Below are 23,844 nucleotides of genomic sequence, written 5' to 3' on the forward strand. Positions count from 1 at the left end.
GCGCAATCCCCGTAACTACCTGGCCTTTCTCGGACTCGCCGCCGCCCTCTGTTGCTACAAACGCCTCGTCCGCCTCACCACGTAGGACACGGTCTAAAGACGGCCAGGACGCCGGCCAGGCACCGCACTAATGCCTCAAGTTACCTCCTGACCCTCACTACGCCTCGCACAGGCCCGCCGGCCAGCCTGACCATTCCATCGCCGCTCACGGCTTGGCGTTCACTGGCCGCTGCGATCAGATCAGCGCCGGAGGTACAGGTGATACATCAGCGCCGATGCCCCATGTGTTCAGGTTCCCTGCGAACGCGGGCCTTGAGCCGGTACGCGAGGGCTTACCAAGGTGGGAGATGCGCAGTTTGAGCAGTCGGGCAAGCCGAATGCGTTGGCTGGGCGTCGCCCAGGCCTGGTGATGGTCGAGGAGTTCGACGGTGGCGGTATTGAACGCGGCGCCGGTTTGCCGGGTGCCGGTGATGGCGCTGAGATAGAAATCCAGGTTCGCGTTGCCCGACGTGCTGGTGGGATCGGTGGCCGTGCCGCCGTCAGGGGTGATGCCGAGGAAAGCAGCGCCAAAGCTGGGCAGCGAAGTCGCCGCATCGGGCAGCACGTTGCCGGTGGAGTGGCTCAGCCGTTGCCGACCCAGTGCATCACGGGTGTTCAGCAGCGCCATCAGCCCTGTGTTGATTCTACGGGACAGCTCGGTACGGCTGGCCGCCAACCGCGGCTGCTCGAGGAGCAACTGCCCGTAATAAGCGGTGTGCAGCGCGGTGTTGATCAGTTCTTCGTTGTTGTTGTCCTGGGGGTCCTGGTGCATGGTCTCGTGCGAGAAAATCACCCCGAGGAGCCGGAAGTCCTCATAGCGATACCGCTGGTTGAAAACGATGTCGGACTGATGATTCGGGGCCGTGAAGCTCTGGGCGACCGCGTCCTGAGCTGGCGTGGTACCGAAAGAAACACGTCTGACGACACCATCGCGGACCGCCCGAATGCTGCCCCGCGCGGAGCTACCGGCCAGGGAGGCGAGGGCGGCACGCAGGTTCAGATCGGGTACCACAGCCGCAATCTGCTGGCTGGAGAAGATGTCCAGCCCCTCCTCGACCGCGCGCCGCCCACGGGGCTCAAGTGTGACTTTGAGTTCGCGGATCAGCTCCTGATCAGTGATCTGCCGCGGTGGGGCGGGAACCATGAGCGGCGCCTGCGGGTACGCCTGGGTGGTGAGCAGGCCCACATCGGCGGGCGGGAAGGGCGGCTGGGCCAAAAGCCGCTGTGCCTCAATGTCCGAATCGCCTGCATCCGCATCAGCACTGGCTCCACCGTGATCGGCCAACGCAGGGGCGGCCGTCACCAGGAGGCAGGCGGGCAGGAGTGCCGCGGCTGCCAGCATCGAGACAGCGACCCGCCGCTGCGTACGAAGTGCGATCATGCAACATGCCTATCCAGCGACAATGGGCCGCTGGACGTACCACGCCACACCACAATCGGACATTCACCCACCTGGCAACCCTCAGCGCGCACACCCAACATCTGGACGGAGCAGAACCCGGGTACCAGAACCGGACCTCCGACAGGTGGCAAGAATGCCGCGCACTCGAGCGCGACCAGTCCCCCCCGGACCGCACAGAGCGTCGAATCGCCGGCCCCGGCACCAGGTGCGCCACACAACGGCCGGTGCTCGGATTCCTGAGGAAATCACCTCCCATAGGACCAGAGCCACGGCGGGCGACGCTCACCCCGGTCCTGCGCGTCTGCGCCGGCCATGTCGCACAGCACAACGACCTGCCCACGCCCCCTGAACGCCTCACGGCAGCGCGACACCCCCGCCCTGCTACGCTTTTTCACCTGGGCGCCAGCCGACCACCAGGCCCCCCGCTACGAACAGAAAGCCCACGCCACCCACCCCGCGCAGCGCGCGGCCGTGGCCGCCTGGTGGACCGCCGCCGGTGGTACACCGCCCGCCCACACCCGGTCCCACTGCTGAGCTTGTTCTCTAACCTGCCGGGAGGTGCGAGGTCGGCTCGGGGAAAATCACCGGTGGTGGCACTGGCACCGGCAGGGAGCCCCCGAGACGGCGTCGGTGCCGACCGGTCCGGACCCACACCCCCGTGGTGTGTCCGCACCGGGTCACCCGGAATTCTTCTCGGCACGGTGCCAGGAGCTTCGGTGGCCGGGTTGTGCAGGTGGTATCTGCTGGTTGCCTGCCGCCGGGGGTCTGCAGCCCCCCGGCAGTGTGAGCCGTCGGTCAGCTCAGCCGTGCGTCGGCGTAGACGGCCATCGCGTCGCGCTGGTAGACGGCCAGTCCGTCGGCGATCCGGTCGAAGTTCGTACGGAACTGAGGGCCGTCGACGTAGGTCTGGGCCAGTCCCTTGTACGCGGCCGCGCACGGGGTCCAGAACCGGCACACGCCCTGGTAGTGGGCGTCCACCTCGGCCTGCACCGCAGGATCGGCGACGGGTGTGCCGGCCACCATGAACTCCGCCATGCGGATCATCTGAGCCGTCACCTCACGCTGCCACTGCTCCATGCCCTCGGCGGTCATCCCCGCGATGGCTCGCTGGGACTGCTCCCAGTGCTCCGGCCACCGCTCGCGCGCCTCCGCCTCGTGGCGGCCGGGCTCGAATCCCTCGAACAGGTTCTCCGGCCTGTTGATCTTTGCCATGTCGCTGTTGTCCTTGCCTTCCTCCAGTTCGGCGATGGTGCGGCCGACCGTGCGGGCGAGCGTCTCCAGCCGGTCGCGTTCCGCAAGCAGTCGTCGGTGGTGCTCGCGGAGTGCAGCCAGCTGATCTACCTGGCTGTCCAGGACCGCCTGGATCTCGCGCAGCCCCAGGTCCAGCTCCCGCATCAGCAGGATCTGCTGCAGCCGCAACAGATCGGCCTCCTCGTAGTACCGGTGCCCGTTGCTCCCGATCCACGCCGGCGGCAGCAGGCCGATCTCGTCGTAATGCCGCAGCGTCCGGGACGTCACCCCGGACATCCGGGCCACATGCGCGATCGACCAGGCCATTTCCCCGCCTCCCATTGCCGGGCCGGTCTCTCCGGCCACACCTAAGACGGTAGGAGTTGACGTAGCGGAAACCGCAAGCCGGAACCGGCCCCGGATTGCGGAACGACGGCTGCGGCCGTTCGAAGGCTCGACCCGCCGGGACCTGACTGGGAACGGGTTCTCAGCTTCTTCATGGTCTGGCCTCGAACGATGTCCCGAACGTGGTCGCCCGTACGAGGATTCCGGGGACGTGAACACGGCCAACGTCTGATCCTGTGCTCCGACCAAAGAGGCACTTGACCAGCACGAAGGCCGTGGGGGAATGAGTCTGCTGCAACCTGGCGTCTAGCGGGAAGCGTTCGCCGTAGCGTCACGCTTCCGCGACGACTTCTTCGACTGCCTGATCGTGCGGGGGGACACGCTGTTCGAGCTGACCGACGCATAGACCATCTTCGCGGTCCAGGAAGCCGCGCAAGCACGCCCGTGCCAGTCCGTCACCTGCGGCCAGGCTGGGCGGCGGAACCGATGGGACGGATTCCGGGCTGGTCTCTCCGTGGACGGCCGTCCCGTGAGGCGGCGTTCCAGACGTGGCATCGAGGCGATGCCGGGCTTGACCCGGGTTGGGGCCGCTGGTTTTGTTCACCGCCCCGCCGACAGAGCAGTACCAGGAACTCAGGATGGATCGGGGGGCGGAGGCTCAAGCCGCACTTGCCCGCCATCGAGATACCTGACGAGCGCTGGCGGCCGATAGGTTGGGTCCAGGTCGAATCGTTGCTTGGCAGTGATCCTGGATTCGATCGCCACTCAGCTAATCGAGTCACCCACGATGGTGGCAGTGGCTGCGGCACTGCATTGCGAGACATCGGTGAGCACACCTCACGCCATCACAGAACAACAGTCGGGATCCGGAACTCGACTCCGTTGATCACCAGCCCCGGCTTCCTCCTAGACGCCCTTCAGGGACTTTCGTCGTAGATTGCCGTACTCGCCGAGCCAGTTACGAAACTTCCCGCGGCTGCTCTCCTCGCTCCCCCACCAGCCGTGCTGCACCGGCGCTCATGCCAGTGGATCCCTCTCCACCGTCCCGGCTCGCGGACGATCCCGCGCTTGGCCTCCAACTCTCCCAGTTGGTAGCGCACCGCTTCGCCGATCTGCACCGTCGTCGGCGCTTCGCCGTGCTCGACGATGTGCTCGCGGATACAGCGGAGGATGCGCTCCTCGGTGTCGGTGAGGTGGTCAACACGATGCACAAAAACAGAAGGAAGAAGCGTGGGGCCCGATCTCACGGCGGGCCCCACAGGGCCAGGAGTACCTGGCATCGGCATGTCCAGCCTACGGGCCTGACACCAAGACGCCGGCTGGGGAGGCACGTGAGCGCAGAGGAGGGTTGGTGGCGGTCCCGCGCGACGTGCGAACGGGGCGCGGGACCGCCAAGCCCTGCTGCCTGTCAGAGCCGGGCAGTAAAACTGTACGAAATACTCTCATACGTCGCACGTGCATCGGTGCGAGAGGGGCGCAGCAGGGTCCGGCGCTCGCGTTCGTCGGAGTTCCGTGACTCCGCATGGCGGCCTCCAGGGAACGCCGCATGCGCCGGAAGCTCGCCGTAGGAAGGGACCAGGCTAGAGGGGTGGTTGCCATCCGCCCCAGTGCGTCTTGTGGCCGGGCGGGGGCCAGGATGCCGTTCCATCGGGGTCGGCCCACAGGCGGCCCACCCATTCGCACTCCGGGATCGCGCCTTCCCAGTCGTCGGTGCACCGGTCGGCCCAAGTCCGGCCCACCATGACCGGCCGGGTCACCACGCCGCTGGCGACGTCCTGCACCCGCACCACCAGACCGAGCCCGTTGACCCCAGGGTTCCCCCGCGGACCGTAGGACACATCGAGCACCCCACAACGGTGAGCGTGCAAGAAGTACCGTTCCAGATCGGCTGGGACGCAGGCGGTCAACTCCCGTCCCCAGAGCTTCACCTGGGGTCCGTGGACCGCATCGACCGCGACGCAGAACAACCGGCCGTCGACGAAGTAGGCATACACGGCAGGCTCTGCAGGCCATCTGCCGAACTCCACGCCGAGGGTCTCCCAAAACAAGGGGTCAGCCTGGAACCGACGCAGCTCGGTCATGCCCAGCAGTGCTGCGGCGACCTCAGTGATACGCATGCCGAAACACAGCGGCCCGACGCCTTCCAGGGACATCAGCTCCCAGTCCAACCGCGGCGACCCCTTCACGGCACCCCGAAGCTCTGCTGCCACCGTCTCGCCACCCGTCCCCGCCCACACACCGAGCCGCCCTGATTCTCGGCACTCAGCATCACGCTGGCATTGCACCACGCTCAAGATCGTTCACGGAACTGCGGACGGAGCCGTTTTCAAAAGTCCCCAACACGACCACCCCCGCTGTGACCCGACCACAGCCCCGACCACGCACGTCACAGCGCTGCGCAGTACCCGGGACGAGGGTCTGTTGTTCAGGCTGCGCAGTGCCCTATCCACGGTTACGCAGTCCAGGAGGCGGTAGGCAGTCAGCTGTGTGGTGGAGGCGCCGGAGGCGGCTGGACCACGCCGGGTATGAGGCTCAGCGCGTCGCCATACGCGATGCCCTGGAGCCAGCCGGGGGGTCGGCCAGCCAAGGAAGACATCTACACACAAGCCCGTAACGGATGGGCAAGTACATGATGACCCAGGGTCCAAACCGCTGCGCCGCGTTCTGGCTGGAGTTCGGCACGGTCCTCAAGGAAGGACTGGTCACCGACTCCCTCATCCGTCGCCGTGACGTTGTGGGATCTCGCCGACAGTCACACGGTTCGAGTTCGGGCCAACGGGCTCTTCTTCAGCTGCGATTCGAGGACCTCGTAGGCCGGGGCCGTGCAAATAGGAGGGCCGCTGCACGGGCCGGGGCCCGCCAGAGCCTGCACGGCGGCCGGCGTACGCCCTGGTCCGCCGTTTCCGCGTCAAGTCGGCATCACCCCGTGAATCCGCGACAGGGTGAACATCCGTTCCTCGTCGCGCAGTTGGCACCACGCGTACAGGTACGGCGGGTCGAGGGCCAGGTCGCTGAGCGTGCGGATCGTGCGCTTGCCCGTGGTGGCGACGTACTCGATCGTGACCGCCGTGCCGTCGTCGACGGCGTGGGCGAGTTGACGGACATCGGTGTAGGACAGGCGCCTGGCGTATTCGGCGATGATTTCTTCGGTGTCGGTGGTGAAGGAAACGCCGTTGTGCGGGTCGGGGGCGGGACCGGTGAGCGGGGCGGTGGCGAGCCGGGCGGCCAGCGCGGTCAGCTCGGCAGACGCGGGTGCGGTGGTCGTCAGGGCCCGGGCGCCGGGCGCACCGGTCGGCTTGCGTGGCGGCGGAACCGGCGCGGTCGCCCGGTGGCTGCGGGGCCGCTCGATGCGTACGGTGCCGTCGGCCGACTCCGCGACCGGCGCGTAGCCCTCGGCCCGCAGTGCCGCGAGCGTCTTCTCCAGTGATGAGCGACTGACAAGAACCGTCGGGGCGAGCTGCCGCACGCCCAGCTTGGAGAGTCTGCGGTGGGCGGCGAGTTCGGCGAGAAGGGCGGGTTCCTCGCCGTGGATCACGCAGGCGGCCGGGGCGATGCGGATCCGTCCGTGGCCGCGTGCCGTGTCGTTGATCAGGTACGCCAGCGGCTGCGGCAGCGGGCCGGTGGCGACGGCGGCCAGGTCCGTCTCGATGGCGTCGGGGCAGCGGCCGGCGTCCAGGGCGCGGCGAACGCTCCTCGGGCTGAAGCGCCACACCGAGGCTGTGCCGCCGGCCTCCCGGTCGGCGACCGAGTCCAGCAGCGTGACCAGCCGCGCAGCGGGCGTGCCGGTGACGACGGCGGTCAGGTCGGCGCCGAAGCGGGCCGTCGTGGCGGCCTCGGGCAGCAGGCGACGGCAGACCTCGGACAAGCCCTCGGGGTCTTCGGCCAGCAGCGCGGCGCCGATCGGGGAAAGGGCGCCGCGGGCGAGGACGCCGAGCAGCTCCGCTTCCCGGGTCACGGTGGCGAACGGTGTCGCGTCCTGCGGTAGTACCTCGGCCAGCGGACGGGACCAGGCGGTCACGGACCCCAACTCCTCCACCCTCTGCGCGGCTTGACCAGGTGGGATCCGGGAAGCGGCGGTGAGCAGCCCGTGCCGGGCCTGCAGGCAGCCGCCGCAGGGCGGGGCTCCGGCCAGGGCGGGCAGCGCCTTGTCGTCCTCGTTGCGGGTCTGTGAGGGGGTGAGCGCAAGGGACCACCAGGCGTGCACCAGCACATGAAGCCGCTGTGAGGGCTCGAACTCCGCCCAGGTGTCGTAGGCGTCCGTTGTCGCCACCCGGTCACCGTCACGGGCCATCAGACCGGCCTCGTACGCCGTCTCCAGGGTGAGGCGCACGATGGCCTCCTCGCAGCGTGCCACCTTGCCGATCCTGGCCAGTTCGCGGGCGCCGACTCCGCCGGACTTCAGCCGGGCGGGCGGAGCAGTCGCACAGACCGAAAGGACCGAGGCAGCGTGGCCGGCGAACGCCGTGGCCGCTGCGGACGCCTCCCCGTCCACCTCCGCCGGGGTGACGGGTACCAGAGGCGTGGCGGGCGGCGCGGGATCGAACGGAGCATGCCGGCCGGGCCCGCGCAACGCGAGCGTCACCTCGGCGGGCATCCGCGGGGGGCCGTAGCTGTATCGGCCCTTAACCAGCAGGCCCCGGTCCAGCGCCCAGCGCGCACCCGGTTCGGGGGCTGCTGGGCCCCCGAAGGTGGTAAGCGGCTCCGGTCGGTACCCGGCCTCCGCCCGGCGCTCCAGCAGGTCCCGGGCGTCGGCCGGGGCCAGCGCGACCACGGCGGCGACACGCGTCGGGTCGCTGTGGTGCTCTAGGAGCGCCGCGAGGCGCTGCGGCTTGGTCACGGCAGGCCGCATGCCCAGAGCCGTCAGCATCCGGCGCAGTTCCTCGGAGGTCGTGTCCTTCAGCAGCGTCGCCAGCGGCTGGTCCAGTCCGAGCGGTGTGTCCCACGCCTGCCGCAGGGGCGCCGCCATACGCAGTGCTCCCCCATTGTCCGGCCAGACCAGTGCATGTGCGGCCAGCGTCTGGAGTGCCGCTTCCAGGCCGCGTGCGGCCTCACCCTCGGTTGCGTGGAGCAGGTCCGCCAGGACGTCGCGCGACACCGGTGCAGTCAGTGCCGCCAGTGCCTCGGCCGCCTGCAGGGCGGGAAGCGTCAACCGGGGCAGCGCCAGGGCCACCGAGCCCGGGCGTTGCAGGCGTTCGGCCAGTTCGCTCACCGAGCGGGGCTCCGGCGGGGACACGACGTCCAGGCGCGCCGCGAGCACCCCCTTAAGGTGTGCGGCATCGAGGCGGTGCAGCCACGCTGCAAGGGTCGACTTACCGGAATTCACTGATCAGCACACCTCGTCTAGAGCGACGCCACGCTGTGGTACGGCCTTTCAGCATGACGCATGTGGCGACGCGGTCTCGTCCCGCCAGGCGCGCACTGGCCCGAGTACCGCGACCCGCAACCCCTGAGCAGATCCACCACCCACCTCTCAGCCCCAGCTCTCGCACATCGTCGCAATTTCATCGGGATTTCAGCATGCCCGGTCATGGTTGCAGACGCGACCGACGTCCACTGAAGCGGAATGCCAGGTGGCTGAAGTGGAGCTGCCAGCTGCCCCGTTGGCCGTGGCCGCGTGCCCGCACCGGGTTTCGAAATGTCGTACGAGGGGCCTGCCGCGGAAGACGGCAGCCCCAACACGCGCACACAAGGGCCACGAGGGGCGGATGCCAGGCTCCAGCTTTCAATGCCTCAACAAGAAACGGAGTTTACGTGAGAAGTAATGGGATATCGGGATGGTTAGCACAGAAGGGGAGAAGGGCGAGGCTGGCACCGCAAGCGCCCCCCGCTCCGCCTAGCCCGCCCCCGTTGGCCCCGCTCTCCTCCGGTGCATCAGTGCGGCCCACCCCGACGCCACGCGAGCCTCCTGTGGTGCCTCCGCTACCGACCCAACCGCCTGCTGTGCAGCTGCCACGGCCGGCGGGATCGGCCAGCGCATGGCTCCGACAAGGGCGTGCACTGCCGTTGACCGCCATAGGCGTCGCCTTGGCGGTGCTCGTGAGCCTCGTGTACGTACTGTTGCCGAGTAGTACCAGCCACTCCCAGCGGGAAGCCTCAGCCCCTCATGTCCCGCCGGCCCACCGGGGGGTGTTGGCCGCCCGGACACTGAGTGCCCTTCCAGCCGTGACTCTGTCGACAGCCTATGCCCCGGTCGTGCACATGCCCGTGACCCACGCAACGCTGACAGTCACAGCGTCGGGACAGGCGTCGGGAACTCTGAGCGAACCCGTGGCCGGCAAATCCGCGCTTGCGTGGTCCGGTGACCAGCTCTATCTGAAAGGCGACGCGGAGTTCTGGGCGCAGCAAGACCCGTTGTACGGCACGGACCTGACCAGCAGCGGCCGCTGGATCGCGCCGAAGAAGCGCTCCGGCTACTACATGCTCGACAACTTCGCCGTGAACGCCGGTTCCCTGACGCCGAAGTCACTTGCCGCGGTGGTCACGCAAGTCACCTCCGATCCCGACGCCGTGCAGCAGAATGCGGGAACGATCGAGGGGCACAAGGCGGTCTCGTACACGGCGCAGGGCTGGACCGTCGTCCTCGCCGACGAATCGCCCTACACCGTGCTCGCCATCGGCGGGGATCCCAGCCACGAAAGCCCGGTCAAGCCCGCTGCCTGGCACGCGCCTCGGCGCAACAAGGGCAGGGCGGAGTCGGCCGATTACCGCGCCACGGCCACGCCCGCCGACTACGCGGACGGTGACTACAGCTCGTACCTCTTGATGGTTCCGAAGCCCGCCACCAACGAGCAGACGACCGCGGTCCGTTCGACCGTCGCTGCGGCCGCGTCCGCCGCTGTCCCTCCTGCCACATCATCCGAAGTGGTCTCCACGTCCATGGGGCCGGACTTCACCATCACCAACAACAGTGGGTACCTGTGTACGACCAACCCGTGCTCGTACTCCTTCACGGTCACGAACAGCGGGGACGAGGCGGGAGCGGCAACCCTTTATCTCAGCCTTCCTGCCGTGCCCGATCAGCCCCACCCCCTCGGCGTTCTGCAACCCAAGCAGTCCAAGCAGGTCAGTGGCACACGCCCCAACATCGCCGTCGGCACCGGGCGGACCGTGAAACACACCGACTACGCCTGGGTGTACTCGTCCGCCGAGTACGGATCGGACCCCAAGGTGGGAAGCCGTCTGCACGCACGGAACCTGCGGCCGGACGATGTCCGCGTCGGGACTCCCCTGAAACCCACTGTGGCGAAGCTGCTGGACCTGATGACGAAGGACAGGCCGACCAGCGACACGGGAGCCGGTGACAAGGCACTCGATGCGCTCGAGGGGGCCAACAACCAGGGCGAGTTGCCCGATCTGTCGGCGATCGTCGACTCCGGCCGCCTCGAGAACCCCGAGGACCTGCGCGAGATCCTCCCCACCACCGGCCAAGTCGACACCACGGAGCAAGTCGACAACCGGCATGTACTGCAGCAAGTTGCGCAACTGCTGCGGACCGATCCGCTCGCGAAGGTCACCTGGGCCGGGCCGTACAAGGTCGACGGAAAGACGTACCGGGCCGACTACATCTACACGACTACCCGCCAGGGCCAGGAGAGCAAGCGCGCCGTGCGGGCGAAGACCGTGCAGAGCCCGGAGCAACTCGGGGCGCAGATGAGTCTCGGCGCCGAGCAGCTCAACGGTGAACGCCAGGGTTCCACGAACGCCGGGAGCGAGAAGGCACCGCCCGGCTTCGAACGTGTTCTGCAGATCCACCTCGAGCCGGGCGTGGGCCCACTCTTGGCGCTGGCCACCACGACCCGCCTGGAGCAACTCCTGTCGACGGGAGCGCAGTTCCGGCAGGCGCGGGAGAGCCTGTGCGAGCCGAACGGCGCCGGCCCCCGCGTCGACCGCCTCGTCATCGTCAACGAGGCGGGCACCCACCAGTGGACGGACCTGCGCAGGCTCGGCGCGCACTGCGCCGGCTCCGGCGGGGCTCCGGCCTCACCCAGCGCATCGAGCAGTGACAAGCCAGACGACAAACCGACCTGCCTGACGCAGCGTCCGCCGAACGGTGTCGTAGAGTCCAGCGGCGCAGGCTGGATCTACTACGCCCCGACCGGGTCGCACAAGCGTGCCACTGCGGCCACCGCGTGCCTGAAGAACCCGGTGGGCAAAGGCACCGGTTCCAACGCCGACAGTCCCGGCATGGACGAGGCACGGAAGCGCGCGAAGGCCCTGTACCCAAACGCGGACGAGGGGAAGCTGGTCAACAGCTGCCACCTGATACCCAAGGCGCTCGGAGGCCGCGGCATTCAGCGCAACCTCACGCCGTGCTGGGCCACACCCGTGAACGTCGGCGCCATGACCCGCATCCAGTCCTTGGTCACCGGTTTCCTCGCCAAGGGAGGCATCGTGAAGATGACGGTGCTGGCCAAGTACAAGAATGGCGAAGTGATCCCGCACGCGTTCACGTTCAACATCATCACCTGGGACTCCCGCGGCAATCCGTATCCGCTCGCGGTTCCCGGCGGTGGCACGGTGCAGAACGTCAAGGACGGGCACTATCTCAATCCCTGAGAGAGGTGGTGAGGCAATGGTGCGGGACGACATCGCCGCGTTCGCCCGGATCGCTGGAGTCGCGCCCGGGGCGGTGTCGGCGCTGCCCTGGGAGGAGTCCCGGACCGCGTTCGGTCTGGAACTGCCCGCCGACTACCGGGCGTTCATCGACGGCTTCGGGGCCGGGACGGTAGGCAGCCGACTCACGCTGTCCACCCCGTGGCCCCTGCACGACGCCGAAGCTGGAATCACTGCCCTGCGCGCGATGCTGAACGACGCGGCCGAGACCGGCACCCTCCTGCGCGGCTTGCGCGAGGAGTTCCCGGCCCTGTTCCCGTACGCCTTCCATCCCGAGCCCGGCGGTCTGCTCGGCTGGGCCAGCGGTGTCGGCGGAGAGCAGTGTTTCTGGCTGACCGAAGCCCCGGACCCGGATGCCTGGCCGGTCGTGGTGTGGGACAAGGCGGACTGGCGCCGCTACGACGTGGGTATGGTCGCCCTGCTCATCCGCGCCCTCACAAAAGAAGACCCGTTCCTAAACGACCTGGTCGCACCCGAGCCCGGTCGCCCCCCGTGGAACCCGAGACTCTAGTAGGGCTTGGTCAGGTTCGTATTGGGGTGGGTATGTCGCGGTGGCAGGTGGGGCAGGTGCCGGCCCAGAGAGCGAGGAGCGTCGGCATCTCGCGGACTACTTGATAAAGGCTCAGTCCTGCGCGGCGGCCTTTGGGTCCTGTACCAGCCGCTGCAGGGTGCAGAAGGCGTGAGCGGCCGAGACGAGGGGGACGTGGTGGTGCCAGCCGTTCCAGGTGCGGCCTTCGAAGTGGGTCGGTCCGAGGGCTTGTTTCATCTCGCGGTAGTCGTGTTCGATGCGCCAGCGGAGCTTGGCCAGTCGGACCAGCGAGGCCAGGGCCATGCCGGAGGGCAGGCAGGACAGCCAGAACTGCACCGACTCGCTCTCGGTGACGGGCCATTCGGCCAGCCGCCACCGATCGGGCAGTTCCGCACCCTGGCGGCCTGGCGGGTCTCGCGTCCGGCGGGCCGGATGCGCAGGGCGACGAAGCGCGAGTACATGCGTTTGAAGCCGCTGCGGCCCTTTCCCAGCCGGGAACCCTCGCGCCAGGACACCGGCCGGGCCGCCTGCCGGCCGGCCTGCATGACCAGTTCCTTCACCGTCGTCGGCTTGTCCGGATACGTTGCCACCGGCGGGCGGCCCATGTGCCCTGATAGGGCGGGGTGATCGGCTGCGCATGTCCGGGGTGAGCAGTGAGCCGGGAGGACATGCCGACGGTGTAGGCCAGTTTCCGTTCCTCCAGGCCAGGCGGAAGGCGGCGGCATCGCCGTATCCAGCGTCGGCGGCGACCAGGGGGACGCCGACGCCCCAGCTGCGGGCCTCGTCGCTCATGTCCAGGGCCAGCTGCCACTTCTCCACATGTCCCGCCCCGGCGGGGATCTGGCAGCGCTGGCGGCGGGCGACCTTGACTGGGTCCGCCTCCGGCGAGACCGGATCCCAGCAAGCCGGCACGAACAGCCGCTGGCGGCCTGAAGCCAGGCCCGATCACTCACGACGGCCGTGAGAGCCGGTCAGGCGTTCGCGCGTGACAGGTGGTCGGGGAGGTCGGTGAGCCGTTCGATGCGGAGCACCGTCTCGTCTGCCGTCGGCGATGGTCCACCGGTGACGAAGTCGATGCCGCGGTCCAGCCAGATGCCGGTGAGCCCGGCGAGGGCGGCCGCGTTTACGTCGCTTTCCAGCATGTCGCCCACGTTGACCGCCTGCGCGGGGTCCGTCCGCATCCGCCGGCAAGCGGTGGCATAGGCGACGGGCTTGGCCGCACCGAGCTCGGTCGGGGTCAGGACGGCTTCGAAGTATTCGAGGAGGTCGAAGCGGGCGAGTTTGGCGCGCTGCTGCTCGGGGTCCCCGTTGGTGAGAACAGCCAGACGCGGTCCTCGGGGAAGCCGTTTCAGGGTCTCCAGGCATGGCTGGACATCGGGATAGCACCGCCAGGACTCCTCGAAGACTGTGAGGTAGCGCTCGGCGATCCAGGCGTCCAGAAGGCCGGGACTTTCAGGAACCGGCTCGCCGAGCATCGGCAGGAAGGAACGGAGCCTGCGTCGGTGGTGCTCAGCGAAGGAGCACTGACCGGCCAGGTATTCCCGCATGTGGCGCGACTCCAGCGTCCACCACAACGTCACCAGCTCCTCCGGTGGAGCCGTCGCGTTCGGCGCGGCCTGGACGATATGGCCGATCGTTTCCAAGACCGCGCTTCGATGATCGACCAGGGTGCCGTCCAGATCGAAGAAGATCACATCTGCCATAGGAAGACCATCTCGTGGTGCCTGTCCCTGACCGCCAGAAGACAGGTATCGCGATCTTCCTTTCGGGATGGCTGTCCAAGGTCGCATGGCGCCGGTCCAGCCTCGCAGAAGACTGAACCCGGCGAACCAACGCGGTCACAGCACGAGCTGGGAGTTGCCGTATACAGTGCAGCGGTCGCAGTGTTGGCCGCTCAGGTTTGGCACTGCGCCGTGCCTGCGGCAGACCACCCGCTCCAGGTGGCCCCGTCGGCACGGGCGTGTACACGAATCTCGACCTTCACGGGCCCACACACCCGGGTCGAGCTTCCCACCTCCGTGGGCCCGACGGTCCCACCGGCCGGGACATAGGTGCGACCGCTCCCCAACTTCACCCAGTAACCACCGTCGACGACCCGAAAGAACGCCTCGTAGGAGACGTTCACCGCCCTAGGCCCCGTGTTGCGTGCCTTGACGTACGCCGTGATCTCCCGCGTGTAGATGCGGCCTTCCCTTCCGCGTTGGGCGCTGATGCAGCCGTTGACGGCCACCCGGCCGGTCGACACACCACCGCCGCAGGCGACGGCTGCGGCGTGAGCGTTCGCCGGAACGGCCAGCATGGTGAGCGCGGCAGCGCTCAGGATGGTTCCGATACGCCTCACATGCACAACCCTGCTCCCTTCGACCCTGATGGCCCCAAAAGGAACCATGACGCGTTGAGGCGTGGAAGGCAGCGGCTCATCGAGTTCTTCACTCCAACGGAAGCGGGCAGTGCTCCGCCACGCGAGGCAGAACTAACGAAGGCTCTGACACAGGCACTGATCGACTCCCCACCACTCGCTGTCCCGCACCGTCGACATCACTCAGCGGTGGACCCGCCCCCTCCCCCTCAACCAGGCCGCCCGAGAGCACCAGCCCCCCGGATACAGACTCCGACCGCACCCGGCAGCTCAGGGCCGAGGGTCGATCGCGCGGAGCCTGCGCACGGCGCGCGCCATGCGTGGCTCACGTCGGCCTGCCCACCGACGCCACTGCCGGGCGAACTGCCGCTCCGGCCCCCTTGCACCGGGCATCGCAGAACGCAGGGTTCCATCTGCGCGTCGAAGCGCGATCTCTCGATAGAGGACATTGGCGTCCACCTCTTTGGCGAAGACGTACGCGTCTTCGAAGAAAGGGAAGATGATACGACCGCGCTTGGCGCGTTCGGCCTCGATGTAAGGCTGCATCGTCTCCCACGTCTTGATCAGACGATGTTGCGCAAGGCTCAGCAGGATAACGGGATTGGTGAGATCGAACCGCAGCATGATCGCCACTGACTCATAGACGATGCCCACGTTCCACAGTCGGTAGTTCGCCGGATACGGCAATCCCTCGATCCCGTTTTCAGGACCGTGCTCAAGCGGAAGTTCGGTCAGCACCCACAACTGGTCCCTCTGGAAAGCCGCATCCCTGACATGGGTGAGCAGCAGATCGGTGGTCATGGACAGATCGCTGTCTGCTCTGGCACGCGCCACCTGGCGGAAGATCCCCCACGTGGACGCCACCACAGCCACTATCGACAGAAACAGCGACACCAGATTGAAGACCACGAATCCCCCTCCATAACCTCTCACGCCCAGCCCACCCGGCCCAAAAGGCCACCACCCCGTTCGACGAGCCGAGCCGCCGGCACAGGCAACACGGGCCATCCGCCCCGACCATTTTTTTCCCGGCAGTCCACAACGACACATCCGCAGGATCGGAGCAAGCCTCTCCTCGTGCAGGATCCTCTCCGCCCGACGTCTACAGGACTCTCCTCCGCTAGACGCACCAGCGGAACCTTCCACCCCATCCCCCGGCGCTCTGCCTCGGGATACCCCCAGGTTCCAGTGGTCCCGAATGGGGCTGTGACCGGCGGCGCCTTGAACGGATGCGCGACTCGAAGCCCTTCAGACGGGCGCTGAGTTCCGCGAAAGCGGCGGGCCGGCCCACCCCGTCATCCCACGCCCGCAGGCCCTGCGCCGTCGCGGTCCGCCGACCGTTCCCCAGCTTGTAAGTCTTGAAGTGCGCCCAGGCCAGCCGCTGGGCGAGCGCAGGGCCGGCGAGCCGGCTATGAGGTGGTATAGCGGTCACGGCCCCTGAACCACGCGGACACTGGCCTGGCCTGTCGGGCACGGCACAGCATTCGATCCGCAATGCTGTTGTTGTGACTCCATCCATCCACCGAGAGTCCTACGGTGCCCGTGCCGCCGCAGAGTTCGGAGTTCCGGCAGTGCTTTTCGACGTCACCCGCAGCGAACTCGCCGACACTTTCGGCGAGGGCCCGATCGCGACCCTGCCCGCCACCGCCTTCCCGCCCTCCACCACGGACACTGAGGGCGCCCGCCTCCTGCAGACAGTCGGCGTCCCCACCGGGATGCTCCGGCTGCGTGAGCCCGACGAGGACACCGGCCGGCTGCCCCTCGTCCAGGGCGTCGTCGACGCCGAGGACTTCGAGGACACCTCGGCGGACGCGGGCGAATGGCCCGTCATCGCCTGGCTGCTCAACACCCACCTCGCCCTCGACCCCGGTTCCGGCAAGGTGCACGCCTTCGACGCCGATGAGGAGACCGTGCAGGAACTCCATACGGACGTCTCCTCCCTCATCCAGGTCACCCTCCGGTTCCAGCGCCTGCTCGAGGAGTTCACCTTCAGCGGCGACGACGGCGACGAGGAAGCCGACTTCGAGCGCCTGGAGCGCGAGGTCGAGCGTATCCGTCAGGAGACGAGCAGCATTGACCCGCTTCCCTTCCAGGACGACGAGACCGTCTGGTCGATGGTCGGCGAGGAGATTGCCGCGGGCCAGCGCTTCAAGGGCACCAGCCCGGGAGCCCGCTCGCTCTACGGGTAATCACCAGCCGGTGTCGCCCACGAACCGCGTGGTCTGCGCAGTCCGCAGGCCGCCTTCCTGCCGGCCGGTCTCATCCTCGACCTGCGCGACCAGCTCCTCACTCTGCCTCGCCCCGGCCGGGTAGGCGCGTCATGCACGAGACGCTGCTCCATTGATTAGACGCCGGTGACAGATCAGGGCTGCCGTGATCCCGACGAAGGCGAGGAAGTGCTCAGTCTTTCGCTCGTAGGGGCGGTGGAGCCAACGGCGGCCCGCCAGCCAGGACACCGTTCTCTCGACGACCCAACAGTGCTGGCCGAGATCGTGTGAGGACTCGATGCCCTTGCAGGCGACGCGGTGGCGGCTGCCGTGTGCGGCGCCACTCACGCGATATCGGCGCCGCGCATGTCGATGGCGGGCAATCTCATGTGCTGAGCTCCTGCCGGTCGGTGGGGTGGATGACGGTGAAGTCGCGGGCGTCGAAGCGGGCCACCTGTGTGCGGAGCCGGCCGGTGGACCAGGGCCAGCTGAAGCTGTTGCGGCCGTTGGCGTCGAGGTAGTAGCTCCGGCATCCGCCGGTGTTGTAGACGGTGCTCGCGAGGGCGGCCTGCAGTTCGGTGTTGTAGGCGCTCTGCACGTCGCGGCGTACCTCGAGCGACGCCCAGCCCTCGGCGCGGGCTGAGAGGATCGCGCGGAAGGCGAGATCGAGTTGGGCTTCGAGGATGGTGAACGCGGAGCTGTGTCCGGTGCCCAGGCCGGGACCGAGAAGCAGAAACGCGTTGGGGAACCCGGCGGTGACGGTGCCGAGGTACGCCTCGGGGGAGCCTTGCCAGTAGTCGGCGAGGGAATGTCCGGCGCCGTCGTGGATGAGGTTGGACAGGGGCATGTCGAGGATGTGGAAGCCCGTGCCGAGGATGATCGCGTCCACTTCGGCGCTGCTGTTGTCGGCGCCGAGCACGGTGGTGCCGTCGACCGTGCGGACGGCGCAGGCGTGCACGTTCACATTCCGGCGGGTCAGGGCCGGGTAGTAGTGGTTGGAGAACAGGATGCGCTTGCAGCCGATGGTGTAGTCGGGGGTCAGCTTGCGGCGCAGTTCACGGTCCCGCACGGTGCCGCGCAGGTGTGCGCGGGCCACGGCCTGTACGCCGCGCAGCAGCGAGGGCCTGCGCAGTCCGTGGCCCAGCATCTCCATGGCCCGGTACTCCATCGCGGCCATCGCGGCCCGGGCGCCGGGCACGTGCCGCATCACCCACCGCTCGGCCTTGGGTATGCGGTGGTCCGGCTTGGGCAGCACCCACTGGGCAGTGCGCTGGAACAGGTGGAGCCGGTCGACCTGCGGGGCGATGGCCGGGACGAACTGCACGGCCGATGCCCCGGTGCCGAGCACCGCGACCCGCTTGCCACGCAGGTCGTAGTCGTGGTTCCAGCGCGCGGAGTGGAACACCTCGCCGGGAAACTCCGCAAGGCCCGGGATATCGGGGATGACAGGCTCGTTCCACGGCCCGGCACCGGCGATCATGAACCGGGCGGTGAACTCCCCGGCATTGGTGCTGATCCGCCACCGTGCCGCGTCGGGCTGCCAGTGCGCCTCGGTCATGCGCACGCCGAACCGGGTGTGCTCGCGCAGCCGGTGCCGGTCGGCGACCCCTTTCACGTAGGCGAGGATCTCCGGCTGACGCGCGTACGCCCTCGTCCAGTCCGGGTTCGGCGCGAACGAGTAGCTGTAGAGCCGGGACGGCACATCGCACTGGCAGCCCGGATAGGTGTTGGCCCGCCACGTGCCGCCGAAGTCGTCGGCGGCCTCGATGATCAGGAAGTTGCGGATCCCGGCCTCGCGTAACCGGACCCCCGCGCCGACCCCGGAGATGCCGGCGCCGATGACGATGACCTCGAAATGGGCGCTCATGTGGTGCTCCTGTCGATGGCTCGCTTGACACGGTCGGGCGCGGTACGCAGGGAGACGTCGAGGGTGGCCGGGCGGCGTGCGGCGTCCATGAAGTTGAAGCCCATGACGGCCAGTTCCTCGGCGCCGGGCTCGATCCGCACGACGCGGGTCCCCGCTGCCCGAAGCAGGTGTTCCTCCGCGTCGAGGGTCCGGGTCATCCAGCGCCTGGCGACGCGCTCGAGGCGGCTCAGGCCGGTGGCGGGCGCGCCCCCGGACGTCGCCATCGGGGCGACGATCACCACCTCGTCCAGGCCGAGCGGGGCAACGAGGTCGGCCGACGTCGGCGACACCATCCCGCCGTCGAGGTAGGCGCGCCCGTCGATCCGTACGGGAGGGAACCAGCCCGGGATCGCCCACGACGCGGCCATCGCGCTGCCGATGTCGGCGACCGGGGCGCCGGGCGATCCGAACGCGACCCGTGTGCCGGAGCGCGTCTCGGTCGCCACCAGCCACGTACGTGACGAGGCGAGCCACGTGTGGCCGTCCGCCAGCGCGGCGCCGAAGCCCCGCAGCCACCCCGCATCCCCACGGCCGCGCGGCAGGAGGCCGAGCAGCCCCGACCCGAGCGGGACGCGGCCCCGGACTGCCGCCGCCGTCAGCCCGGCGGCCGGCAGCCCCGGCCACGGAACCGGTGGCAGGGCACCCGGGTGCGCGCCGACGTGCCGCAGGAGCAGCGGGTCCGCGTCTGGCCGGCCCTGCAGCGCCGCGAGCAGGTCGAAGACCGACCGGCCGGAGGCGAGCGCGGACACGACCTCCGCCCCCGCCGACGTCCCCACCAGTACCTCGGCCGTGCGGGCATCCCAGTCGAGCTGCTCCTCGACCGCGGCCAGTGCCGCAACCGCCCATGCGAAGCCGAGGGTGCCGCCGCACCCGACGACCAGCCCGCGTCGTTGACATCCCACCATAGATTCTCCCAGTATTCGAATACCAAGGGAATTCGAAAGCTAGCGGTATCCTCCGGGGGTGGCAAGACTGACCCGGGCCGAGAGCCAGGCCCGCACCCGCGAACACATCCTCGACACCGCCTACACGCTCTTCCTGGGCGACGGCTTCACGGCGACGTCCATGGAGCGTGTCGCAGAGACGGCGGGCTACTCCAAGGGGGCGGTGTACTCCAACTTCGCCACCAAGAACGAGCTGTGCCTGGCCGTGCTCGACCGCATCGCCGCACAACAGGTGACACAGCTGACCGCCGCGATGGGCGACGCGCCCCGCTTCGAGGACCGGATCGCGGGATTCGCCCGCTGGGCCGACGAGACCATCGGCGACAGCTCGTGGACCTCGCTGGAAGTCGAGTTCGCCACCGCCAACCGCCGCGACACACAGGTGTGCGAACAGCTCGCCCAGCGCCGGCGCACCGTCACCGACGCGCTCGCGAACCTGATCCGGGCGCAGGCGGACGAACTCGGCATCACACCTGCCCTGCCCGCCGACACCGCCGCCCTGACCCTGCTCAGCCTCGGCATCGGGCTCGGTGTCCAGCGCGCCTTCGACCCGACCGTCCCGGTGCAGCCCATCATCGACCTGCTGCGCAGCATCATGAGCGGGCGTCCCTGAGGGTGCCCATGCTGCTTTGCTGAGGTTGCGGGCACCCGGCCGGAAGAGGCGGCTCGCAGGCGAGCGGGTGATCGCCGCGAAAGCCGTGTCGCCGAAGGAGCGCTGGGGCGTTGCACCGTTCACGGACGACTCCACATCGTCCGCGCTCACCGGCATACGGCTGGTGCCCGTACCAGCCCTCCGCCGGCACCCCGTTTCCAAGGGGGCCGAACGAGCAGAACACCAGGGCGAAACGCCGTGGCAGACACAACGAAGTCGGCGCCTGCTGCCGGCAGTGATCGCGCACCTTTCCCGCCCGAGCCGAGACACCCGACTCCGCGGCCGGCAGCAGCCGACTCGAGACCGCCGCTCACTACCCGTGATCGCGCAGGCCCTCCCGCCCGGCTCGGCAAGGCAGTAGTTGCCCGATACGTGCTGGAGTGGAGGGATGTGGAATGCCCACGGCGGCCACGAGGGCCACTTCCCGATGGCAGCGAGATCAAGCTCGGCTGGGCCTGCTCCGGGGCATCATACTGACGTGGCTGCTGAGCAGCTTCGGCTGCAGCGTCCGAGGAACGGGTCATGGCCCAGACGGCAAGGACATCGTGGCCGAGGACGACAAGCTCCGGGACACGGGCGGACACAGGCCCCGCAGGAAGCAGAAGGCTGACCGGTATGACAGCGCGCGAACTCCGACCCCACCAGCGAGAAGCCGTCAACGCGGTGCTCCGTGCCCTCGAACTGCCCGCACAGTCGACCGTGCCCGAGCGAGGTCTGCGGACGCAGGTGGTCATGGCGACCGGCTCCGGAGAGACCCTCGTCGCCGTGCGCAGCGCAAAAGAGCTGCAGGCGGGCCGTGTTCTGGTCCTCGTGCCCTCGCTGGACCTGCTCGCCCAGACCGAGGCCGCCTGGCGCGCGGGAGGCCGTACCGCGCCGATGATCGGAGTCTCCTCCCTTCGGGGGCCAGAGGCATCCTTCCCCAACACCACGGACATCGGTGAGCTGGTCAACTGGGTACAGCCGTTCGAAAGGAGGCCGAAGCCTTCGCAGCAGGCCTCCCCCACGTCACCGACCGGCTGCAGTGACCGTGCACCAGGGCGAAGACCTCGGCCGCTGGGTACAAGCGCAGCGGCTGCGCTGGGAACGGCTCACGACCGCGCAGCAGTGGATGTGCCAACACGTCCTCGGCATCCAACGCGCCGACGAGGATGAGAGGCCGAAACCACGTCGTTCGCAGGCCGACAAATGGGCCACCAACTACGCGGCCGCGAAACAGTACTACCACCGCGAAGGACACTTGAACGTCCCGAGACGGCACATCGAGACCATCACCCTCGAACGCGACGAGGACGGCGGTGAGAACGGCGAGGACCAGCAGGTCCGGGACCTGAAGCTGGGCGCATGGATCAGCAACCAGAGGAGCAGAGCAGCAACCTTGTCGCCAGAACGCATCGACCAACTCACACGGATCGCCATGCGCTGGACATAGCCCCATCCGGTATGGCGAAGGGCCCGGACCAAATGGTCCGGGCTCCTTTGGATCAACCGCCGGCGTGAGGCTACGCAGTCTTTGTCCCGGTGTGTCGGGCTGTGGCCCCCGTCGCCCGGGGCAATGCGGGGGGGCCGCATGGTGCGGTGGCGGATGGGCGCGCTTCAGTGGGGGCCGGTGGTGTTCGGGTGCCGGCTGCGTGCGGCCCGATACGGCGCTGGGGGACGGTTGTGGGTATACGGGCCGCGGTGGAGGCGGCTGTGTGTGCGGCACGGCCGATGGCTGCTCGATGTGGGCGACGGGCATCCGATCGAGTTCCTCGACATTGGCGCTCTGACAGAGGAGTTGGGGTGGGCGCGGCGCCGGTGGGGACGGGTGGCGCGGGCCGCGGTGGCGACGGGTACGGAGCCGGATGAGGTGTTGACGCCGGAGCCGGTGGCCTGGTGCGCAGTCGGGACGGCGGTGAGCGTCTCGCTGCCGTGCTGGGCCGGCATCTTGGCCGGGATTGGCTGGGCGAGCTGCAAGCCCTCCAAGGTTCGGGGCCGTTGGGGGCCTGGGTGCAGGCGGTGAGGCGTGAGTGGCGCCGTCCGGCGGATGCGTCACCGCCGCGGTGGGGGCTGTGGCGGGTGCACAGCGTGCACCGGCCGGTGGAGGTGGGCGCAGGCCTGCACCTGCTGGCAGACTCACACGGCGCCGGCGTCCTGGAGGGCGGCGCGGGTGCCGGCCGTGGAGTCGCGGAGAGTGCGGGTGTGACGGGGCGCGGCGGGCCGACGGACCGGGAAGGGCTGCGGCCCTGGTCGGTGGTGCCGCGGCGCAGCGGCGGCAGGGGTCTTCAACAGCGCAATGCGCAGTTGTTCGCCTAGCGTCTGGAGCAGAGCTCTATCTTGCTGATCACATCGGCCCAGGACGTCTGCCCGACCAGCACTGGTGGAGAAACTTGCATGCGCCACCTCATCCCCTCGTTCGCTCTCGCTGCCCTCCGCCGCGGAAGACAGATCGAGCAGTTCCTCGGCAGGGTCGAACTCGACGGTCACCCAGGGCTTCGCTGGATCGCCCTCAGCGCCGGCCCCTCGGGCGTGACGATCCATTTGAGTGATGTCGAAGACGTTGGCACCGACGACTTCCTGACATCACCGAGTTCCCGCCCCTGGACCCCGAGGAAGAGACGTTGAGACGGGAGATTGCCGTCCTGCCCACCCCCGAGGAAGCCTTGCACCTGGCCCAGCGTGCCCTCGCCGCAGACCCCCAACGCTGGGTCAACCAAGGCATGGTCTGCGACGAATACCAAGACTTCCGCAAGATGAACCCGTGATGTTTCGGCAGCAACGCAGATGCTGCATGATCGAGCGGTGCTGATCGAACTGGTGAAGGTCGCAAAATTTCCCGGAAGTCTCTGGCTTGCAGATGTCCGGACCTCGTTTGGTCACACCGCGGTCCGGTGGTGCGGGGATCGGGCCGCCGAGCCCGGCGAGTACCACGTCGAGTGGACGATCGACAAAAACATCGTCTGGGGGCAGAACGCCAAACCTGCTGCTGGTACCGGTCCTGGGATCCGGACCGGTGGGCACTGCGTAGTCCTGCGGGGACATCTGAGCCTCACTGAGGACGGTGCCGCCCTGCTGGACTTCGACGGCACCAATATCCTGCTGGACCTTGCTGATCCGCTGCCCCAAGATGTCGCCAATGCGTGGGTCGAGCTCTTCATCGAGCGCGAGAAGATCAGTCTCTACCCCTACATACTCTGACCAGGGATCAGGTTGTGCCCGTCTCCCACTGAGACAAGCGGGTCTCGGCGACGCCAGGGCCACCTTTTGGTGTGGTCAGCGCTCGTTTCCCTAGGCAGCGGCCAACCCGTAGGCACCTGCTTGCGAGAGCCTGTCGATGATGTCCAGGCAACGGATCCGTTCGTGCTGCGGGCTTTGCCGATAGAGGCGGAGGACTGCCGAGACCAGGTGTGACCGTCCGCCGCGCGATGGGTTCTGAGGTCGCCGAGTTCCCTGCCCGCGTGCTGGACGATGCGTTCGCAGGCATCAATAGCGACAGTGGGCAGGGGGCCAGCGTGGTCGTAGAGAGCGAAGGTGAGCTGTTCGAGGTGGTCGGGGAACGCCTCGCTGTGGAGGAACGCCCTGACGAGTTCGTCGGCTTGTGCAGGTAGGAGTTCGAACACGCCTACCTGAGCCGGAAGGCCC

The 23,844-nt window shown here is 68.3% G+C and carries 18 protein-coding genes and 2 pseudogenes; 9 read left to right on the forward strand and 11 right to left on the reverse strand.

Going from position 1 to position 23,844, the window contains the following annotated elements:
- Nucleotides 1–235: 235 nt before the first annotated feature.
- The 4 genes from AC07CM_RS39700 to AC07CM_RS39715 form a co-directional block, all read right to left on the reverse strand.
- Nucleotides 236–1,420, reverse strand: coding sequence for a hypothetical protein (locus tag AC07CM_RS39700; protein ID WP_478881398.1), 1,185 nt, complete (start codon nucleotides 1,418–1,420; stop codon nucleotides 236–238).
- Between the two features lie 816 nt (nucleotides 1,421–2,236).
- On the reverse strand, nucleotides 2,237–2,998 hold the full coding sequence (locus AC07CM_RS39705) for a MerR family transcriptional regulator (protein WP_478881399.1): 762 nt from the start codon (nucleotides 2,996–2,998) through the stop codon (nucleotides 2,237–2,239).
- Between the two features lie 1,598 nt (nucleotides 2,999–4,596).
- Nucleotides 4,597–5,184: a hypothetical protein gene (locus AC07CM_RS39710; protein WP_478881400.1), complete on the reverse strand. Its 588-nt coding sequence runs from the start codon at nucleotides 5,182–5,184 to the stop codon at nucleotides 4,597–4,599.
- A gap of 740 nt (nucleotides 5,185–5,924) precedes the next feature.
- The gene (locus AC07CM_RS39715; protein WP_478881401.1) at nucleotides 5,925–8,273 is read right to left on the reverse strand and encodes a helicase-associated domain-containing protein; all 2,349 of its coding nucleotides are present in this window, start codon (nucleotides 8,271–8,273) and stop codon (nucleotides 5,925–5,927) included.
- Between the two features lie 617 nt (nucleotides 8,274–8,890).
- On the opposite strand from AC07CM_RS39715, the gene AC07CM_RS39720 reads away from it, so the two are divergent.
- Nucleotides 8,891–11,572: a DNA/RNA non-specific endonuclease gene (locus AC07CM_RS39720; protein ID WP_478881402.1), complete on the forward strand. Its 2,682-nt coding sequence runs from the start codon at nucleotides 8,891–8,893 to the stop codon at nucleotides 11,570–11,572.
- Between the two features lie 16 nt (nucleotides 11,573–11,588).
- Nucleotides 11,589–12,140 (forward strand): hypothetical protein, encoded by a 552-nt coding sequence (locus AC07CM_RS39725; RefSeq protein ID WP_478881403.1) that lies wholly within the window; start codon nucleotides 11,589–11,591, stop codon nucleotides 12,138–12,140.
- Between the two features lie 111 nt (nucleotides 12,141–12,251).
- Here the strand turns inward: AC07CM_RS39725 and AC07CM_RS39730 are convergent, their stop codons facing one another.
- The 4 genes from AC07CM_RS39730 to AC07CM_RS39745 form a co-directional block, all read right to left on the reverse strand.
- Nucleotides 12,252–13,070, reverse strand: coding sequence for an IS701 family transposase (locus tag AC07CM_RS39730; protein WP_478881404.1), 819 nt, complete (start codon nucleotides 13,068–13,070; stop codon nucleotides 12,252–12,254).
- A gap of 59 nt (nucleotides 13,071–13,129) precedes the next feature.
- Nucleotides 13,130–13,861, reverse strand: coding sequence for an HAD family hydrolase (locus AC07CM_RS39735; protein ID WP_478881405.1), 732 nt, complete (start codon nucleotides 13,859–13,861; stop codon nucleotides 13,130–13,132).
- Nucleotides 13,862–14,052: 191 nt separating this feature from the next.
- The gene (locus tag AC07CM_RS39740; RefSeq protein ID WP_478881406.1) at nucleotides 14,053–14,499 is read right to left on the reverse strand and encodes a hypothetical protein; all 447 of its coding nucleotides are present in this window, start codon (nucleotides 14,497–14,499) and stop codon (nucleotides 14,053–14,055) included.
- 288 nt (nucleotides 14,500–14,787) lie between these two features.
- The gene (locus tag AC07CM_RS39745) at nucleotides 14,788–15,426 is read right to left on the reverse strand and encodes a hypothetical protein (RefSeq protein ID WP_478881407.1); all 639 of its coding nucleotides are present in this window, start codon (nucleotides 15,424–15,426) and stop codon (nucleotides 14,788–14,790) included.
- 662 nt (nucleotides 15,427–16,088) lie between these two features.
- On the opposite strand from AC07CM_RS39745, the gene AC07CM_RS39750 reads away from it, so the two are divergent.
- A complete protein-coding gene (locus tag AC07CM_RS39750) occupies nucleotides 16,089–16,706 on the forward strand; it encodes an SUKH-4 family immunity protein (RefSeq protein WP_478881408.1) in 618 nt (205 codons plus the stop codon).
- A gap of 129 nt (nucleotides 16,707–16,835) precedes the next feature.
- Here the strand turns inward: AC07CM_RS39750 and AC07CM_RS39755 are convergent.
- From AC07CM_RS39755 to AC07CM_RS39765, 3 genes and pseudogenes are all read right to left on the reverse strand, one after another.
- Nucleotides 16,836–17,099, reverse strand: a pseudogene (locus AC07CM_RS39755) (hypothetical protein); the annotation flags it as partial.
- Nucleotides 17,100–17,109: 10 nt separating this feature from the next.
- Nucleotides 17,110–18,591: a flavin-containing monooxygenase gene (locus tag AC07CM_RS39760; RefSeq protein ID WP_478881409.1), complete on the reverse strand. Its 1,482-nt coding sequence runs from the start codon at nucleotides 18,589–18,591 to the stop codon at nucleotides 17,110–17,112.
- Nucleotides 18,588–19,535 carry a patatin-like phospholipase family protein gene (locus tag AC07CM_RS39765; RefSeq protein ID WP_478881410.1) on the reverse strand — a complete coding sequence of 316 codons (948 nt, stop codon included), beginning with the start codon at nucleotides 19,533–19,535 and terminating at the stop codon, nucleotides 18,588–18,590. The genes AC07CM_RS39760 and AC07CM_RS39765 overlap by 4 nt, the downstream gene beginning before the upstream one ends.
- Before the next feature lie 58 nt (nucleotides 19,536–19,593).
- Between AC07CM_RS39765 and AC07CM_RS39770 the strand changes: the two genes are divergently transcribed.
- The 6 genes and pseudogenes from AC07CM_RS39770 to AC07CM_RS39795 all read left to right on the forward strand — a co-directional run bounded on the left by AC07CM_RS39770 (nucleotide 19,594) and on the right by AC07CM_RS39795 (nucleotide 23,810).
- Entirely contained in the window at nucleotides 19,594–20,187 is a 594-nt protein-coding gene (locus AC07CM_RS39770; protein WP_478881411.1) for a TetR/AcrR family transcriptional regulator, read from the forward strand.
- 654 nt (nucleotides 20,188–20,841) lie between these two features.
- Nucleotides 20,842–21,072 (forward strand): annotated as a pseudogene (locus AC07CM_RS39775) (DEAD/DEAH box helicase family protein); the annotation flags it as partial.
- A 175-nt stretch (nucleotides 21,073–21,247) separates the two neighbouring features.
- Nucleotides 21,248–21,655, forward strand: coding sequence for a helicase associated domain-containing protein (locus tag AC07CM_RS39780; protein ID WP_478881412.1), 408 nt, complete (start codon nucleotides 21,248–21,250; stop codon nucleotides 21,653–21,655).
- A gap of 1,168 nt (nucleotides 21,656–22,823) precedes the next feature.
- Nucleotides 22,824–22,967 (forward strand): hypothetical protein, encoded by a 144-nt coding sequence (locus tag AC07CM_RS39785; protein ID WP_478881413.1) that lies wholly within the window; start codon nucleotides 22,824–22,826, stop codon nucleotides 22,965–22,967.
- 37 nt (nucleotides 22,968–23,004) lie between these two features.
- The gene (locus tag AC07CM_RS39790; protein ID WP_478881414.1) at nucleotides 23,005–23,400 is read left to right on the forward strand and encodes a hypothetical protein; all 396 of its coding nucleotides are present in this window, start codon (nucleotides 23,005–23,007) and stop codon (nucleotides 23,398–23,400) included.
- 209 nt (nucleotides 23,401–23,609) lie between these two features.
- The gene (locus AC07CM_RS39795) at nucleotides 23,610–23,810 is read left to right on the forward strand and encodes a hypothetical protein (protein WP_478881415.1); all 201 of its coding nucleotides are present in this window, start codon (nucleotides 23,610–23,612) and stop codon (nucleotides 23,808–23,810) included.
- Nucleotides 23,811–23,844: the final 34 nt, after the last annotated feature.

The organism is Streptomyces sp. NPDC044061 (assembly GCF_056434305.1).